This window comes from Streptomyces sp. O3, from assembly GCF_054788135.1.
Genome location: NZ_JBTVYK010000043.1, coordinates 1 through 16,097, shown reverse-complemented (window position 1 = coordinate 16,097; position 16,097 = coordinate 1). Strand labels below are relative to the sequence as shown.

The window sequence follows — 16,097 nt, the reverse complement described above, 5'->3', positions numbered from 1 at the left end:
GGATCGCGACTGAACGTAGTCGTTGTCAACGGGATCGCGGATTTGCCAGCCCACTGCTAACGAACAGCCTTCATTGCTAACGAAGTCGCGGATCCTAGAGCCATTCGCTCAGGTCTGCGCCATGTCCACGAAGCGCGAGTAGTGGCCTTGGAAGGCGACCGTGATCGTGGCCGTCGGGCCGTTACGGTGCTTGGCCACGATCATGTCGGCCTCACCCGCACGGGGTGACTCCTTCTCGTACGCGTCCTCGCGATGCAACAGGATCACCATGTCCGCGTCCTGCTCGATCGAGCCCGACTCTCGCAGGTCGGAGACCATGGGCTTCTTGTCCGTGCGCTGCTCGGGGCCACGGTTCAGCTGGGAGAGCGCGATCACGGGGAGCTCTAGCTCCTTGGCCAGCAGCTTGAGGTTCCGGGACATGTCCGAGACCTCCTGCTGGCGGCTCTCGGCCCGCTTGGACCCGCCGGACTGCATCAGCTGGAGATAGTCGATCACCACAAGCCGTAGGTCGTTGCGCTGCTTGAGGCGGCGGCACTTGGCCCGGATCTCCATCATCGACAGGTTGGGCGAGTCGTCGATGTACAGCGGAGCGGCCGATACATCGGGCATCCGGCGCGCGAGCCGGGTCCAGTCCTCGTCCGTCATCGTGCCGGAGCGCATGTGGTGCAGCGCGACGCGGGCCTCGGCGGACAGCAGGCGCATCGCGATCTCGTTGCGCCCCATCTCCAGAGAGAAGATCACGCTCGGCAGGTTGTTCTTGATGGAGGCGGTGCGGGCGAAGTCCAGCGCCAGGGTCGACTTACCCATGGCGGGACGGGCCGCGATGATCACCATCTGTCCGGGGTGCAGGCCGTTGGTCAGCGAGTCGAAGTCCGTGAACCCGGTCGGCACACCGGTCATCTCACCGCTGCGGGAGCCGATCGCCTCGATCTCGTCGAGCGCGCCCTCCATGATGTCGCCGAGCGGCAGATAGTCCTCACTGGTGCGCTGCTCGGTGACGGCGTAGATCTCGGCCTGTGCGCTGTTGACGATCTCGTCCACGTCGCCGTCGGCCGCGTATCCCATCTGCGTGATACGTGTCCCGGCCTCGACCAGGCGGCGCAGTACCGCCCGTTCATGGACGATCTCCGCGTAGTACTCGGCGTTGGCCGCGGTCGGGACGGACTGGACCAGGGTGTGCAGATACGATGCGCCACCCACCTTGGTGACCTCGCCGCGCTTGGTCAGCTCGGCGGCGACCGTGATCGGGTCGGCCGGCTCGCCCTTGGCGTAGAGATCGAGGACGGCCTGGTAGATGGTCTCGTGCGCGGGGCGGTAGAAGTCGTTGCCCTTGAGGACCTCGACGACGTCGGCGATCGCGTCCTTGGACAGGAGCATGCCGCCAAGCACCGACTGCTCGGCGTCCAGGTCCTGGGGCGGTACGCGCTCGAAGGTGGAGCCGCCGTCCCAGCCACCGTTGTCCCGGCCCCGGTCGTGCTGCTCATCCCGGCCCCGGCCGCCGTCGCGGCGCTGGCGGGAGACGGGCAGACGGTCACTGGGACCGTCTTCGGCCCAGGGCTCGTCCAAGGGCTCGGAGATACTCACCGGGCCGCCTCCTCCCGTCCGCCACGCGGACCTCGCCGTGCACCACATTCCTACGGCACGGCACTGACAAAGCGAGAAGCCCGACTCCGTTTCTGACGCATCGGTTCTGCCGGGTCCTGAGACCTGGAAACGGGGGTGGGCGCCGGTCCACGGTAGGCCCGCGGGCACCGTCAGCCAATCTGGTTATCCACAGGCCCTGTGGATGACGGACCTATGACTGTGGAGAACCCGCCCAATCCTGTGCACAGCCCGGTGGACAGTTCTGTGAACAAGCCCTCAGCCGTTTGAGAAAACCATCTCTGACCAGCCACTTCACCACCCACTCGCTGTGCATAACAAAAACTTCCCCAGTCGGCCCAAGATCCGCGTGGCCCGCACGGCACCGAGTGCCCATCAACCAGCAAGGTAAGGGTCACAATCCAGTTGCGTCTCTTACCTGTGGAAGATTAGATTGGTGCCCATGACACAGGCTCCCCCGACCCTCAAAGCGGTCCGCCGCCAGCATGACCGAGAGATCGTCGCGCTGGCCGTCCCCGCCTTCGGGGCACTCGTGGCCGAGCCACTCTTCGTCATGGCCGACACCGCCATCATCGGCCATCTCGGCACCGCCCAGCTGGCCGGTCTCGGCGTGGCCTCGGCACTCCTGATGACAGGGGTCAGTGTCTTCGTATTCCTCGCCTACGCGACCACGGCCGCGGTCGCGCGCCGCGTCGGCGCGGGCGACCTTTCCTCCGCCATCCGCCAGGGCATGGACGGCATCTGGCTCGCCTTGCTGCTCGGCGCCCTGGTCACGGCCGTCGCACTGCCCACCGCTCCGGCCCTGGTCGACCTGATAGGCGCCTCGGACACCGCAGCACCCTACGCCACCACCTACCTGCGGATCTCCGTCCTCGGCATCCCCGCGATGCTCATCGTCCTAGCCGCCACCGGCGTCCTGCGCGGACTACAGGACACCAAAACGCCGCTCTACGTGGCCCTCGCGGGCTTCACCGCCAATGTCGCGCTGAACGGCGCCCTGGTCTACGGCGCCGACCTCGGCATCGCCGGGTCCGCCTGGGGCACCGTCATCGCCCAGTGGGGCATGGCCGTCGCCTACCTCGTCGTCGTCGTGCGCGGGGCACGGAGGTACGGCGCCTCACTGCGGCCCGAGGCAGCCGGTATCCGAGCCTGCGCCCAGGCGGGGACCCCGCTGCTGGTCCGTACGCTCTCGCTGCGCGCGATCCTGATGATCGCCACCGCTGTCGCCGCGCGGCTGGGTGATGCCGAGATCGCCGCCCACCAGATCATTCTGACCCTGTGGAGCTTCCTGGCCTTCGCTCTCGATGCCATCGCCATCGCCGGACAGGCCATCATCGGCCGATACCTGGGAGCGGGGGACGCCCAGGGGGCTCGGGAAGCGTGCCGCCGGATGGTTCAGTGGGGCATCGCCTCGGGCGTCGCCCTGGGCGTCCTCGTGGTCGCGACCCGGCCGGTCTTTCTGCCCATGTTCACCAGCGATCCCGGTGTACGGGACACCGCGTTGGGCGCCCTGCTGGTGGTGGCGCTCTGCCAGCCGGTCTCGGGCATCGTCTTCGTGCTCGACGGGGTGCTGATGGGCGCTGGGGACGGGCCTTACCTCGCGTGGGCGATGCTGGCCACCCTGGCCGCCTTCATCCCGGCCGCCCTGTTGGTCCCCGTGTTCGGTGGCGGTCTCGCGGCGCTCTGGGGTGCGATGACTCTGATGATGACGGTCCGCATGCTGACGCTGTGGCTGCGGACTCGCTCGGGCCGCTGGATCGTCACCGGCGCTACCCGCTGACCAACCCGCCCCGCCCGACCCTCTCTCGACGCCTGTTTCACGTGAAACCGGGTGGGTTTCACGTGAAACAGCCAGAGCACAGCAGAAGGGCCGCACCAGCGGTGCGGCCCTTCTCACGCTCAACCGAGCGCGGCGCTTACGCGTTGATGACCTCGATGTTGACCTTGGCGGCCACCTCGGGGTGCAGACGCACGGACGCCTCGTGGGCGCCCAGCGACTTGATCGGCGCGCCCAGCTCAATGCGGCGCTTGTCGACCTCGGGGCCACCGGCAGCCTTGATCGCGGAAGCGATGTCGGCAGCGGTCACGGCGCCGAAGAGGCGGCCGGCCTCGCCGGAGCGAGTAGCCAGACGCACCTTGACCGCCTCGAGCTGGCCCTTGATCTGGTTGGCCTGCTCGATGGTCTGGATCTCGTGGATCTTGCGAGCACGACGGATCTGCTCGACGTCCTTCTCGCCGCCCTTGGTCCAGCGGATCGCGAAACCACGCGGGACCAGGTAGTTGCGAGCGTAGCCGTCCTTGACGTCAACGACGTCGCCGGCGGCGCCGAGGCCGGAGACCTCGTGGGTGAGGATGATCTTCATGATTCGGTCACCCTTCCCTTATCGCGCGGTGGACGTGTAGGGCAGCAGCGCCATCTCACGGCTGTTCTTGACGGCCGTGGCGACGTCACGCTGGTGCTGCGTGCAGTTGCCGGTCACGCGGCGGGCACGGATCTTGCCGCGGTCGGAAATGAACTTCCGCAGCATGTTCGTGTCCTTGTAGTCCACGTAGACGGTCTTGTCCTTGCAGAATGCGCAGACCTTCTTCTTCGGCTTGCGCACAGGCGGCTTAGCCATGGTGTTTCTCCTGTGTGATCAAGAAGTGTGGGGTGTGAGCCGCCCCTAGAAGGGGGGCTCGTCCGAGTAGCCGCCGCCGGAGCCGCCGGAGCCTCCGCCCCAGCCGCCACCGCCGCCCTGCTGGCCGCCGCCGGCCGGCGCACCGGTCGCCCAGGGATCACCGGCGGGAGCACCGCCGCCCTGCTGCTGACCGCCACCGGAGCCGCCGCCCCAGTTGCCGCCGCCCTGCTGGCCGCCACCGCCGAACCCGCCCTGGCCGCCGCGACCTGAGGTCTTGGTGACCTTGGCCGTGGCGTTGCGCAGGCTGGCGCCGACTTCGTCGACGTCCAGCTCGTAGACCGTGCGCTTGACGCCCTCACGGTCCTCGTAGGACCGCTGCTTCAGCCGGCCCTGCACAATGACGCGCATGCCTCGCTGAAGCGACTCCGCGACGTTCTCCGCCGCCTGGCGCCAGACCGAGCAGGTGAGGAAGAGGCTCTCGCCGTCCTTCCACTCGTTGGTCTGACGGTCGAAGGTGCGGGGAGTGGACGCGACACGGAACTTCGCGACCGCCGCACCGGAGGGGGTGAAGCGCAGCTCGGGGTCATCGACAAGGTTGCCGACGACCGTGATGACGGTCTCGCCTGCCATGGGGGAACCTCTCGGCGGGTTGCTGCTGGCTGCTTGCTGCTACTCGATTCCCGGACTCGGCTGAGCGGGGAAGCTCAGTGGGTCTCGGGACGGAGGACCTTGGTCCGGAGGACCGACTCGTTCAGGTTCATCTGGCGGTCGAGCTCCTTGACGACCGCAGGCTCGGCCTGCAGGTCGATGACCGAGTAGATGCCCTCGGGCTTCTTCTTGATCTCGTACGAGAGACGACGACGGCCCCAGGTGTCGACCTTCTCGACCTTTCCGTTGCCCTCACGGACGACGGAGAGGAAGTTCTCGATCAGCGGAGAGACAGCACGCTCTTCGAGATCGGGGTCGAGGATGACCATCACCTCGTAGTGACGCATGTGGAACCCACCTCCTTTGGACTCAGCGGCCACGGTCGTTCCGTGGCAGGAGGGTTGTGATGCGTACGCAACGGTATCGGCCGCCACTGACAATCGGCCCCGCAAGCGGGAGCTGATGCCGTGGCCTGGGCAGACACCGGTGCAGACGGTACAGACTACCCGCAGGCCGCTTCCGGTTGAAATCCGGTGGTCAGGAGGCGCAATCTGGACACATCGGGTGTCGATGGCGCTACGATGCGCCTCTTTCGCCAGGAGGTGCCCCTCATGGCACAGGCAATACGACGCAACACCGCTGGCTCGCTCCTCGCCACGGACGGCAAACCCCACCCCCTGCAGGACACGATGCTCGCCCTCGCCCTCGTGCTGGGCGCCACAGCGCTGGTCACGGCGATGTGGCACAGCCTGCATCTGCTCACCTCCTGGGCAGGGCTCATCGGCATCCTGGCCGCCGGGTACGGGCAGTTCATCTCCGAGACGACCCGAGAGCGGTTCGGGCTGATCCTCGGCCTGGGGGCGTCCGCCGTCGGCTTCTATCTCGGTATGTCGCACGGCGGCCTGTTCGGCGGTGTGATCGGCTTCTAGGCGGGTCGGCTCGGCCTACCTGCTGGGTGGCCAGCCGGGGCGCTCCCCAGGCGCAGTAGGCTTCGGCGCGAGAGCCGGAGCCCCTGCCCCATGGGGACACACCTGCCGAGGAGCGCCCCGCATGAGCCTGACCCTGAGGACCATCAGCCAAGAGCAGCACCTGGCGTACATCCAGAGCCTGCCGTCGGCTAGCCACTGCCAGGTCCCGGCGTGGGCGAACGTCAAGAACGAGTGGCGTTCCGAGAGCCTTGGCTGGTTCGACAAGAACGGCGGGCTGGTCGGTGTCGGCCTGGTGCTCTACCGGCAGCTTCCCAAGATCAAGCGTTATCTCGCCTATCTGCCCGAGGGCCCGGTCATCAACTGGCACGCGCCGAATCTCGAGGACTGGCTGGCGCCGATGCTGGCGCATCTGAAGCAGCAGGGCGCGTTCTCGGTGAAGATGGGCCCGCCGGTGGTCATCCGCCGGTGGCAGGCTCCCACGATCAAGAAGGGCATCCAGGACCCGGAGGTCAAGCGGCTGCGGGACATCGAGGCCGATGTCATCGAGCCGCGCGCGTTCGAGGTGGCCGACCGGCTCCGCAAGATGGGCTGGCAGCAGGGCGAGGACGGCGGGGCCGGGTTCGGCGACGTACAGCCGCGATACGTGTTCCAGGTGCCGCTCGCGGGCCGCGCGCTCGACGAGGTCCAGAAGGGCTTCAACCAGCTGTGGCGGCGCAACATCAAGAAGGCTGACAAGTCCGGCGTCGAGGTCGTCCAGGGCGGCTACGACGATCTGCCGGTGTGGCAGCAGCTGTACGAGGTCACCGCTGAGCGCGACCGGTTCCGGCCACGGCCGTTGAGCTACTTCCAGCGGCAGTGGACGGCGCTCAACTCCGAGGACCCCAACCGGATGCGCCTGTACTTCGCCAAGCACGAGGGCGAGCCGCTGGCCGCCGCCACGATGATCACCGTTGGCAGCCATGTCTGGTACTCCTATGGCGCCTCGGTCAACCACAAGCGCGAGGTGCGGCCGTCCAACGCCATGCAGTGGCGCATGCTCCGCGACGCGTACGCGCTCGGCGCGAGCGTCTACGACCTGCGCGGCATCTCCGACTCCCTGGACGAGACCGACCACCTCTTCGGCCTGATCCAGTTCAAGGTCGGCACCGGCGGCGAGGCCGTCGAGTACGTCGGTGAATGGGACTTCCCGCTCAACAAGGTGCTGCACAAGGCGCTCGACATCTACATGTCGCGCCGCTGACCAGCCCTTCCACGCTCCTTCCGCACTCCTCCACACCTCGACATACCGCTGAGACGAGAAAGGTTCCGGGACCGGCATGGCGCTCACGCTTTACGTCGACACCGCGCGCTGGCGAGCACATCACAAGCATGTGTTCGAGCAGTTCCCGGGGATCATCCCCGTCTGCAAGGGCAACGGATACGGCTTCGGTCACGAACGGCTGGCCGAGGAGGCGACCCGGCTCGGCGCCGACACGCTCGCCGTAGGCACCACGTACGAGGCCGCCCGGATCAAGGACTGGTTCAGCGGCGACCTGCTGGTGCTGACCCCGTTCCGGCGGGGAGAGGAGCCGGTTCCGCTGCCCGACCGGGTGATCCGCTCGGTGTCCTCCGTGGACGGCGTGCACGGCCTGGTCGGCGCGCGGGTGGTCATCGAGGTCATGAGCTCGATGAAGCGGCACGGCGTCAGTGAGCAGGACCTGCCCGGACTGCGGGCGGCCATCGAGGACGTGCGTCTGGAGGGCTTCGGCATCCATCTGCCGCTGGACCGGGCCGACGGCTCGGACGCGGTCGAGGAGGTCATCGGCTGGATGGACCGGCTGCGCGCGGCCCAGCTGCCGCTGCACACCATGTTCGTCAGCCATCTCTCCGCCGAGGAGCTCGGCCGCCTGAGGCAGCAGTTCCCGCAGACCCGCTTCCGGGTGCGCATCGGCACCCGGCTGTGGCTCGGCGACCACGACGCGACCCAGTACCGCGGCTCGGTCCTGGACGTCACCCGCGTCGCCAAGGGCGAGCGTTTCGGCTACCGCCAGCAGAAGGCCGCGTCCGACGGCTACCTGGTGGTGGTAGCGGGCGGTACGTCGCACGGCGTCGGCCTGGAGGCACCCAAGGCACTGCACGGGATGATGCCGCGGGCCAAGGGCGTCGCCCGTGCGGGTCTCGCGACCGTCAACCGCAATCTCGCGCCGTTCGTGTGGGCCGACAAGCAGCGCTGGTTCGCGGAGCCACCGCATATGCAGGTGTCGATCCTGTTCGTGCCGTCGGACGCTCCGGAGCCCAAGCTCGGCGACGAGCTGGTGGCCCATCTGCGGCACACCACCACACAGTTCGACCGCCTCATCGACCGCTGAGCACGAATACGTCTTCCGCGCCGTCCAGGACACCGCCCGACGGGTCGTCCGAGCCGTCCTGCCGCACCATGTCGCGCTCAGGCCGCAGGATGTCGCGTACGACGACGGCGCACAGGTAGAGCGTGCCCAGCAGATGTGCGGCGATCACCAGCTGGTACCCCTCTTCCGGCAGGCCCTGGTGCTTGTCGCCGCTCGTCGTGTACGCGAGATACATCCAGATCCCCAGGAAGTACAGGACCTCGCAGGCCTGCCAGATCAGGAAATCACGCCAGCGCGGCCTGGCCAGCACCGCGAGCGGGATCAGCCACAGGACGTACTGCGGTGAGTAGACCTTGTTGGTGAGGATGAAGGCCGCCACGATCAGCAGGGCCAGCTGAGCGAACCGCGGCCTGCGCGGGGCGGCCAGCGTAAGCGCGGCAACCCCGAGGCACGCCAGCAGCATCAGCGCGGTGGCCAGCGTGTTCACCGTCTCCGTCTCGAGCGGACTGCTCATGCGCTGCTGGAGGATGAGCCAGAAGGAGCCGAAGTCCGTCCCTCGCTCCTGGCTGAAGACGTAGAATTCCTTCCACCCGGCTGGCGCGAGCAGCATCACCGGCAGGTTCACCACAAGCCAGGCGCTGACCGCGCCGACTGCGGCGAGTCCGAACTCCCGCCACTTCCCCGCTCTCCAGCACAGCAGCAGCAGCGGACCGAGCAGCAGGAAGGGGTAGAGCTTGGCCGCGGTCGCGAGACCGAGCAGTACGCCGAAGGCCAGGGCACGCCCACGCGACCACATCAGCATCGCGGCGGCCGTGAGCGCGAGAGCGAGCAGATCCCAGTTGATGGTGGCCGTGAGCGCGAAGGCGGGCGCGAGAGCGACCAGCAGGCCGTCCCAGGGGCGACGCCGGTGGGTACGCGCGACACAGACCGCGATGACCACCGCGCAGACCATCAGCATGCCGGAGTTCACCAGCCAGTAGATCTGCTCACGGTGCATGATGCTTCCGCCGTCCGGGACGAACCAGGACGCGACCTCCATGAACAGGCCGGTCAGCACCGGGTACTCAAGGTACTTGTGAGCGCCGGGCAGCTCGTCGAAGTACGGCACCAGGCCCTCGGCGAAGCCACGCCCCGCGAAGAGATGCGGGATGTCGGAGTAGCACGCGTGCGTGTACTGCGAACCAGCGCCGAAGAACCACGCCCCGTTGTAGCAGGGCAGCTTCTGCACCATGCCGAGGGCGAACATGCCGATGGCGACCAAGGCGATGACGCGTACCGGAGTCCACCAGCTCTGGCCGAGCAGCGCCCGCTTTCCTAGCGGTCCGCCGATCAGCTCGCTGCCCGCCGCGGCGACCTCGTCCTGCCGCGTCGGCGGCACCGGGTCCGTGTGCGGCACCGGGCTCGTCCTGCTCGTCGTCATGCGCTCATCCTGCCGCATACGCCCCAGAAGACCGTGAGGGCCGCCACGCCGTGTGGCGTGGCGGCCCTCGTTTCACGTGAAACGGACGATCGGGGCGCGGCTATTCGCTCGTGCCCCACCAACCCCCATTGTTGTTGCCGTTCCCGTTCCCGTTCCCGTTGCCGTTGCCGTCGGTCGTGGAGCCGTCTGTGGTGCCGCCGTCGGTCGTGGCCCCGTCCGTGGTCCCGCCGCCGTTCGTCGCACCGTCCGTGAGCCCGCCGTCCGTGGTCCCGCCATCGGTCGTCCCACCGTCGGTCGTCCCGCCGTCCGTGAGCCCGCCGTCCGTGGTCCCGCCGTTGTCAGTCCCGCCGTTGTCGGTCTGACCCTCGGAGGTCCCGCCGTTCTCCTTGCAGCTCCAGTCGAAGGGTCCGCAAGACTCGGTCGGGTCAGGCTCGTCCGGCTCCTTGGTGGGCTCCTCGGTCTCCTCCGGCTCCTTGGTGGGCTCCTCGGTCTCCTCCGGCTCCTTGGTGGGCTCCTCGGTCTTCTCCGGCTCCTTGGTGGGAGTCGGGCTGGGGCTCTCCAGGCCGCCGCCGTAGACCTTCTTGCCGATCGGTTCGGGCTCCGGGAAGCGGAGGGCCTCCTGGCCCTTCAGCGCCTCCGTCATGTAGTCCTTCCAGATCGTGGACGGGAACGAGGCACCGTGAATCTTCTTCTCACCGCCCGTCCCGTACATCTTCAGGAAGCCTCGGTCCTTGGCCTTCTCGTCGTCGTTGAGCCGGTACATGCTGATGGCCGTGGACAGCTGCGGCGTGTAGCCGACGAACCAGGCCGACCTGTTGCCGTCGGTGGTACCGGTCTTGCCCGCCACATCCCGGCCCGGAAGCCTGGCGTTCTTGCCTGTGCCGTTGTCGACGACGTTCTTCAGCACGGCGGTGACGTTGTCCGCCACGGCCGCGTCGAAGACGCGTTGCGTCTGGGACTGGTGCGTGTAGACCGTCTTGCCCTCGTGCTTGACCTCTTGGACCGAGTACGGGTCGTTCTGCTTGCCGCTCTGGGCGAAGGTGCCGTACGCGCCCGCCATCCGGATCGCGCTGGGGGAGTCGACGCCGAGTGCCACCGAGGGCACCTCGCCCTTGGTCAGGCCGTCCTCGTGGAGCCCCGCGTCACTCGCCGCCTTACGCACCTTGCTGATCCCGACGTCCATGCCGAGCTGCACATACGGCGAGTTCACGGAGTGCTGCATGGCCTCGTTGAGGGTGACGCTCCACGTCGGCGGCTTGCCGTAGGACTGCTTGCCGTCGTTCTCCTGCTCCCACTGCTCGCCGTTTTCGTTCTCCCAGACCGAGCCGTCGTAGTTCTTGATCTTCAGGTCGTTCTTGCCGCTGTACAGGCTCTTCGGTGAGACCAGGGTGCGCTCGGACGCGGGCTGGTCCGGCGGGCCGTCCGGGTCCCGCACGCCGTCCCGCATCGCGGCCGCGAGGACGAAGGGCTTGAAGGTCGAACCGACCTGGGCCCCCGTGACATCGGCGTTGTTGGTGAAGTGCTTGCCGTAATCCTCACCGCCGTAGGTGGCGACGATCGCGCCGGTCCTCGGGTCCACTGAGGCGCCGCCGAACTGCACATGGGTGTCGAGGTCAGGGCGCTCTTTTTCGTCGATCTTGTTCTTGATGACCTTCGACACGGCCTTCTCGAGCTCGTCGACCTTCTTTTTGTCGAAGGTCGTGTGAATCTCGTAGCCGCCGTTCCTCAGCTGAGCCTCGGTGATGTCCGTGTTGCTGATGACATAGGCCTTGGCCAGGTTGACGAGATAGCCGATCTGTCCGCTCAGCTGGGTGTTGCTCCGGACGTTCTTGACCTCGGGGAACGTCGTGTACTCCGCCCGCTCGGCGGGCGAGAGGCGGCCGTCCTTGACTTCTTCGTCAAGGATCCACTTCCAGCGCTTCTCGGCCCTCACCCGGTTCTTCTCCGCGGTGGCTCCCACTGGATCGATCTCCGGGTTACCCGCCGGGTCGAAGTAGGTGGCGCCCTTGAGAACCGCGGCGAGCAGGGCACACTCGCTCGCGTTCAGCTCATCGGCGGACTTGTCGAAGTAGGCACGGGCAGCGGCCTGGACACCGTAGGCACCGCGTCCGTAGTAAGCGGTGTTCAGGTACCCGGCCATGATGTCGTTCTTTTCGACCTTGGCGCCGACCTTTATGGAGATGAAGAGTTCCTCGAACTTCCGCTTGAGCGTCTGCTCCTGGGTGAGCATCGAGTTCTTCACGTACTGCTGGGTGATCGTGGAACCGCCCTGGGTGCTGCCGCCCTTGGCCATGTTGAACAGGGCGCGGCCGATCCCCATCGGGTCGATGCCCCTGTCTTCCTCGAACGTCTTGTTCTCGGCCGAGATGACGGCGTTCCGCATCTCCTTGGGGATCTTGGAGTAGGGGATGATCTGGCGGTTGTACTCACCGCCTGTGGCGACCATCTGCTTGCCGTCGGCCCAGTAGAAGACGTTGTTCTGCGCGGTGGCCGCCTCTTCGACCTTGGGCACCTCGACCATCGCGTAGCCGATGCCCGCGACGGCGACGAGCAGGCCGGCGAAGCCGATGACGCTGCCCATCACCTGCTTCCACGACGGAACGAGCTTGCGCCATCCGTACTTGCCCGCGCGCGGGTAGTCGATGAACCGCTTCTTCGGCGGTTCCGCGTCCCCGCGTCCCCTGCCGCGCCCTGGGGGACGGCGCCGACCGCCTCCGCCGCGCGCCGCGCGGCGGGCCTCGGCCCGGCCGCCGTACGGGCGGTCCTCGCCGGGCGAGCCAGACGGGCCGGAGGGCTCATACGAACCGGACGGAGATCCTGTAGCGCTCCGCGGCGCGGCACGCCGGCCGGATGACGCCCCTGTGGCGCCGCGCCTGGCCGCGGCACGTCCGCCGCCCTGCGGCGGCGACGGTTTGCGACGGTGCTCGCTCATCGAACGACTACTCCTCGGGCAGGCGCAGCGATACGCGCCTGGAAGCGGCAGGTGGTTTCCGGTCCCCCCGATGTACGCGTGCGCCCCTCCACGGGCTCACCCGTAATGCATTCCGGTACGTCAGCGCATGGCCGCCCTCTGGCGTCACATGGCTCCCGATGGTCTGCATGGAGCACAGACTACGCACGGTCAAACCCCCCCTCGGGCCGAAGATCACCCCAAACCAGGCAACTTGCCCGCCGTGAATCCGTGATGTGACGCCGTTCACCATGCCCCCTCTTGTCGCACCGGCGAGGCGGCTCTATCGTGCTGATGTATCGAGTCGATACATCAGCACGGCATAACAACGATCGGGACGCTGACACGGAGAGGTGGCGAAGGATGAGCAGACGCTCCGGCATCCTCGAGTTCGCCGTCCTCGGTCTGCTCCGCGAGTCCCCGATGCACGGCTATGAGCTGCGGAAACGTCTCAACACTTCGCTGGGCGTGTTCCGTGCCTTCAGCTACGGGACGCTTTACCCGTGCCTCAAGACGCTGGTCGCCAACGGCTGGTTGGCCGAAGAGCCGAGCAGCACACCAGACGAAGCCCTCGCCACGCCCCTCACCGGCCGCCGCGCCAAGATCGTCTACAGGTTGACGGCGGAAGGTAAGGAGCGCTTCGAGGAGCTTCTCTCGCAGACAGGTCCCGACGCGTACGAGGACGAGCACTTCGCCGCGCGCTTCGCCTTCTTCGGACAGACGTCGCGCGACGTACGGATGCGAGTGCTCGAGGGCCGGAGGAGTCGCCTTGAGGAACGTCTCGAGAAGATGCGCGCCTCGTTGGCCAGGACTCGGGAGCGCCTGGACGACTACACCCTTGAGCTGCAGCGGCACGGTATGGAGTCCGTGGAGCGCGAAGTGCGCTGGCTGAACGAGCTCATCGAGAGCGAGCGCACGGGACGGGAGCAGCGACAACCCCCCGCCGCGGACGCCGCTGAGCAGGACACACAGGACACATCTGCAGACGCGGGCGGCCTGCCCCGGCACCGGGACAGCACCCGGCCGGATCCGTCCGACGACACCGCCAACTGAGGTCCAGCGATCAGTGCTGGATCTTGTCGAGAACAAACAGGGAGCAACCGGAATGGGTTCGGTTCGTGTAGCCATCGTCGGCGTGGGCAACTGCGCCGCCTCGCTGGTGCAGGGCGTCGAGTACTACAAGGACGCCGACCCGGCCAGCAAGGTGCCGGGCCTCATGCACGTCCAGTTCGGCGACTACCACGTGGGTGACGTCGAGTTCGTCGCCGCCTTCGATGTCGACGCGAAGAAGGTCGGCCTGGACCTCGCGGACGCCATCGGCGCCAGCGAGAACAACACCATCAAGATCTGCGATGTGCCGAACACCGGCGTGCAGGTCCAGCGTGGCCACACCCACGACGGCCTGGGCAAGTACTACCGCCAGACCATCGAGGAGTCCGCCGAGGCCCCGGTCGACGTCGTCCAGGTCCTCAAGGACAAGCAGGTCGACGTACTCGTCTGCTACCTGCCGGTCGGTTCCGAGGACGCCGCGAAGTTCTACGCGCAGTGCGCCATCGACGCCAAGGTCGCCTTCGTCAACGCTCTGCCGGTCTTCATCGCCGGCACCAAGGAGTGGGCGGACAAGTTCACCGAGGCGGGCGTCCCGATCGTCGGTGACGACATCAAGTCCCAGGTCGGCGCCACCATCACGCACCGTGTGATGGCGAAGCTGTTCGAGGACCGCGGTGTCCGCCTCGAGCGCACCATGCAGCTGAACGTCGGCGGCAACATGGACTTCAAGAACATGCTCGAGCGCGAGCGGCTGGAGTCCAAGAAGATCTCCAAGACGCAGGCCGTCACCTCGCAGATCCCCGACCGCGACCTGGGCGACAACAACGTCCACATCGGCCCGTCGGACTACGTGGCCTGGCTGGACGACCGCAAGTGGGCGTACGTCCGCCTTGAGGGCCGTGCCTTCGGTGACGTCCCGCTGAACCTGGAGTACAAGCTCGAGGTGTGGGACTCCCCGAACTCCGCGGGTGTCATCATCGACGCGCTGCGTGCCGCGAAGATCGCTAAGGACCGCGGCATCGGCGGCCCGATCCTCTCCGCGTCCTCGTACTTCATGAAGTCCCCGCCGGTCCAGTACTTCGACGACGAGGCCTTCGAGAACGTCGAGAAGTTCATCAAGGGCGAGGTCGAGCGCTAAGCACCATCGCTTCACGCGCACGGGCCCCTGGGTAAATACATCCAGGGGCCCGTGCGTTGTGTGAGGCTGTGCCTCATGCCCGTCGTCCGTGATCTGCGCGTACTGCTGCGGTTTCGCGACTTCCGGCGGCTGCTCGCGGTCCGGCTGCTGTCCCAGTCGGCGGACGGGGTCTACCAGGTCGCGCTCGCGACGTACGTCGTCTTCTCGCCCGAGAAGCAGACCTCGCCCACCGCCATCGCCTCCGCCATGGCCGTACTGCTCCTGCCGTACTCCTTCGTCGGCCCGTTCGCGGGCGTCCTCCTGGACCGCTGGCCGCGACGGCAGGTGTTCCTGTACGGGAACCTGCTGCGGGCCGTGCTCGCGGGCGCCACCGCCCTGCTCATCGTGACCAACGTGCCGGACTGGCTCTTCTACACCTCGGCCCTGTGCGTCACGGCCGTCAACCGCTTCGTCCTCGCCGGACTCTCGGCCGCGCTGCCGCGCGTGGTCGACCCGGACCGCCTGGTCATGGCCAATTCCCTGTCACCGACCGCCGGGACACTGGCCGCCACCGCGGGCGGCGGCCTCGCCTTCGCCGTGCGGCTGGTCGCCTCGGGGTCCAACACCGCGGTGGTGCTGCTCGGGGCGCTGCTCTACCTCTGCTCGGCGCTGGCCTCGCTGCGCATCCCGCGCACGCTGCTCGGCCCGGACCCCGAGGTGCTGCAGCCCCGCCTCTGGGCGGCGGTGGCCTCCACGGCGCAGGGGCTGGCAGCCGGGGTGCGGCACCTGGCGCGGCGTCGCCGCGCGGCTCGGGCGCTGACCGCGATGACCGCGATGCGCTTCTGCTACGGGGCGCTCACGGTGATGGTGCTGATGCTGTCCCGGCACGCCTGGTCGTCCACCGAGTCCGAGGGGCTCGCCCTGCTCGGGCTCGCGATCGGGATCTCGGGGGCGGGATTCTTCACCGCTGCCGTGGTGACGCCCTGGGCCGTGGGGAGATTCGGGCGCGGTGGCTGGATGGCCGTGTGCGCGGGCGCCGCGGCGGTACTCGAACCGGCGCTCGGGTTGTCCTTCGCCCCAGCTTCGTTCCTGGTCGCGGCTTTCGTCCTGGGGGTCGTCACCCAGGGTGCGAAGATCGCCACGGACACACTGGTGCAGTCCTCGATCGACGACGATTTCCGCGGCCGGGTCTTCTCCCTCTATGACGTGCTGTTCAACGTCGCCTTCGTGGGCGCCGCCGCGGTGGCCGCGCTGATGCTGCCGCCCGATGGGCGATCGGTTCCGCTGGTGCTCACCGTCGCGGCTCTCTACGCGGTGATCGCGACTTCTGTGGCCCGTGCCGAGCGGCGCTGAGGGGAGGGTCGGGGGGGGGGGGGGGGGGGGGGGGGGGGGTGTAAACCACACCCCAGGGGCGGGCCGGGCCGCCCCCCCCCCCG

The 16,097-nt window shown here is 67.7% G+C and carries 14 protein-coding genes; 7 read left to right on the top strand and 7 right to left on the bottom strand.

Going from position 1 to position 16,097, the window contains the following annotated elements; genetic code table 11:
- Positions 1–108 precede the first annotated feature (108 nt).
- Entirely contained in the window at positions 109–1,584 is a 1,476-nt protein-coding gene (gene dnaB, locus ACX6XY_RS21425) for a replicative DNA helicase (RefSeq protein ID WP_460333040.1), read from the bottom strand.
- A 451-nt stretch (positions 1,585–2,035) separates the two neighbouring features.
- Between dnaB and ACX6XY_RS21420 the strand changes: the two genes are divergently transcribed.
- Positions 2,036–3,382, top strand: a complete 1,347-nt coding sequence (locus tag ACX6XY_RS21420; protein ID WP_460333037.1) for an MATE family efflux transporter — start codon at positions 2,036–2,038, stop codon at positions 3,380–3,382.
- Between the two features lie 136 nt (positions 3,383–3,518).
- Here the strand turns inward: ACX6XY_RS21420 and rplI are convergent, their stop codons facing one another.
- The 4 genes from rplI to rpsF form a co-directional block, all read right to left on the bottom strand.
- On the bottom strand, positions 3,519–3,965 hold the full coding sequence (rplI, locus tag ACX6XY_RS21415; RefSeq protein WP_460333034.1) for a 50S ribosomal protein L9: 447 nt from the start codon (positions 3,963–3,965) through the stop codon (positions 3,519–3,521).
- 18 nt (positions 3,966–3,983) lie between these two features.
- A complete protein-coding gene (gene rpsR / locus ACX6XY_RS21410; RefSeq protein WP_003956534.1) occupies positions 3,984–4,220 on the bottom strand; it encodes a 30S ribosomal protein S18 in 237 nt (78 codons plus the stop codon).
- 45 nt (positions 4,221–4,265) lie between these two features.
- Complete coding sequence (locus ACX6XY_RS21405) at positions 4,266–4,850, bottom strand: single-stranded DNA-binding protein (protein ID WP_460333029.1); 585 nt, start codon at positions 4,848–4,850, stop codon at positions 4,266–4,268.
- 74 nt (positions 4,851–4,924) lie between these two features.
- Complete coding sequence (rpsF, locus tag ACX6XY_RS21400) at positions 4,925–5,215, bottom strand: 30S ribosomal protein S6 (RefSeq protein ID WP_006604399.1); 291 nt, start codon at positions 5,213–5,215, stop codon at positions 4,925–4,927.
- Between the two features lie 264 nt (positions 5,216–5,479).
- Here rpsF and ACX6XY_RS21395 point away from each other — a divergent pair, with 264 nt between their 5' ends.
- From ACX6XY_RS21395 to ACX6XY_RS21385, 3 genes are all read left to right on the top strand, one after another.
- Positions 5,480–5,797, top strand: a complete 318-nt coding sequence (locus ACX6XY_RS21395) for a hypothetical protein (RefSeq protein WP_460333025.1) — start codon at positions 5,480–5,482, stop codon at positions 5,795–5,797.
- Positions 5,798–5,918: 121 nt separating this feature from the next.
- Positions 5,919–7,037 (top strand): lipid II:glycine glycyltransferase FemX, encoded by a 1,119-nt coding sequence (locus ACX6XY_RS21390; RefSeq protein ID WP_460333022.1) that lies wholly within the window; start codon positions 5,919–5,921, stop codon positions 7,035–7,037.
- A 76-nt stretch (positions 7,038–7,113) separates the two neighbouring features.
- Positions 7,114–8,145 carry an alanine racemase gene (locus ACX6XY_RS21385; RefSeq protein WP_460333019.1) on the top strand — a complete coding sequence of 344 codons (1,032 nt, stop codon included), beginning with the start codon at positions 7,114–7,116 and terminating at the stop codon, positions 8,143–8,145.
- On the opposite strand, the gene ACX6XY_RS21380 is transcribed toward ACX6XY_RS21385, so the two are convergent.
- Both ACX6XY_RS21380 and ACX6XY_RS21375 read right to left on the bottom strand, forming a co-directional pair.
- Positions 8,132–9,544, bottom strand: coding sequence for a glycosyltransferase family 87 protein (locus ACX6XY_RS21380; RefSeq protein WP_460333016.1), 1,413 nt, complete (start codon positions 9,542–9,544; stop codon positions 8,132–8,134). The genes ACX6XY_RS21385 and ACX6XY_RS21380 overlap by 14 nt on opposite strands.
- A 100-nt stretch (positions 9,545–9,644) precedes the next feature.
- Positions 9,645–12,476, bottom strand: coding sequence for a transglycosylase domain-containing protein (locus ACX6XY_RS21375; protein ID WP_460333013.1), 2,832 nt, complete (start codon positions 12,474–12,476; stop codon positions 9,645–9,647).
- Positions 12,477–12,857: 381 nt separating this feature from the next.
- Between ACX6XY_RS21375 and ACX6XY_RS21370 the strand changes: the two genes are divergently transcribed.
- The 3 genes from ACX6XY_RS21370 (at position 12,858) to ACX6XY_RS21360 (ending at position 16,014) form a co-directional block, all read left to right on the top strand.
- Positions 12,858–13,547, top strand: a complete 690-nt coding sequence (locus ACX6XY_RS21370; protein WP_460333010.1) for a PadR family transcriptional regulator — start codon at positions 12,858–12,860, stop codon at positions 13,545–13,547.
- Between the two features lie 52 nt (positions 13,548–13,599).
- The gene (locus ACX6XY_RS21365) at positions 13,600–14,682 is read left to right on the top strand and encodes an inositol-3-phosphate synthase (protein WP_460333007.1); all 1,083 of its coding nucleotides are present in this window, start codon (positions 13,600–13,602) and stop codon (positions 14,680–14,682) included.
- Positions 14,683–14,757: 75 nt separating this feature from the next.
- Positions 14,758–16,014 carry an MFS transporter gene (locus ACX6XY_RS21360; RefSeq protein WP_460333004.1) on the top strand — a complete coding sequence of 419 codons (1,257 nt, stop codon included), beginning with the start codon at positions 14,758–14,760 and terminating at the stop codon, positions 16,012–16,014.
- Positions 16,015–16,097: the final 83 nt, after the last annotated feature.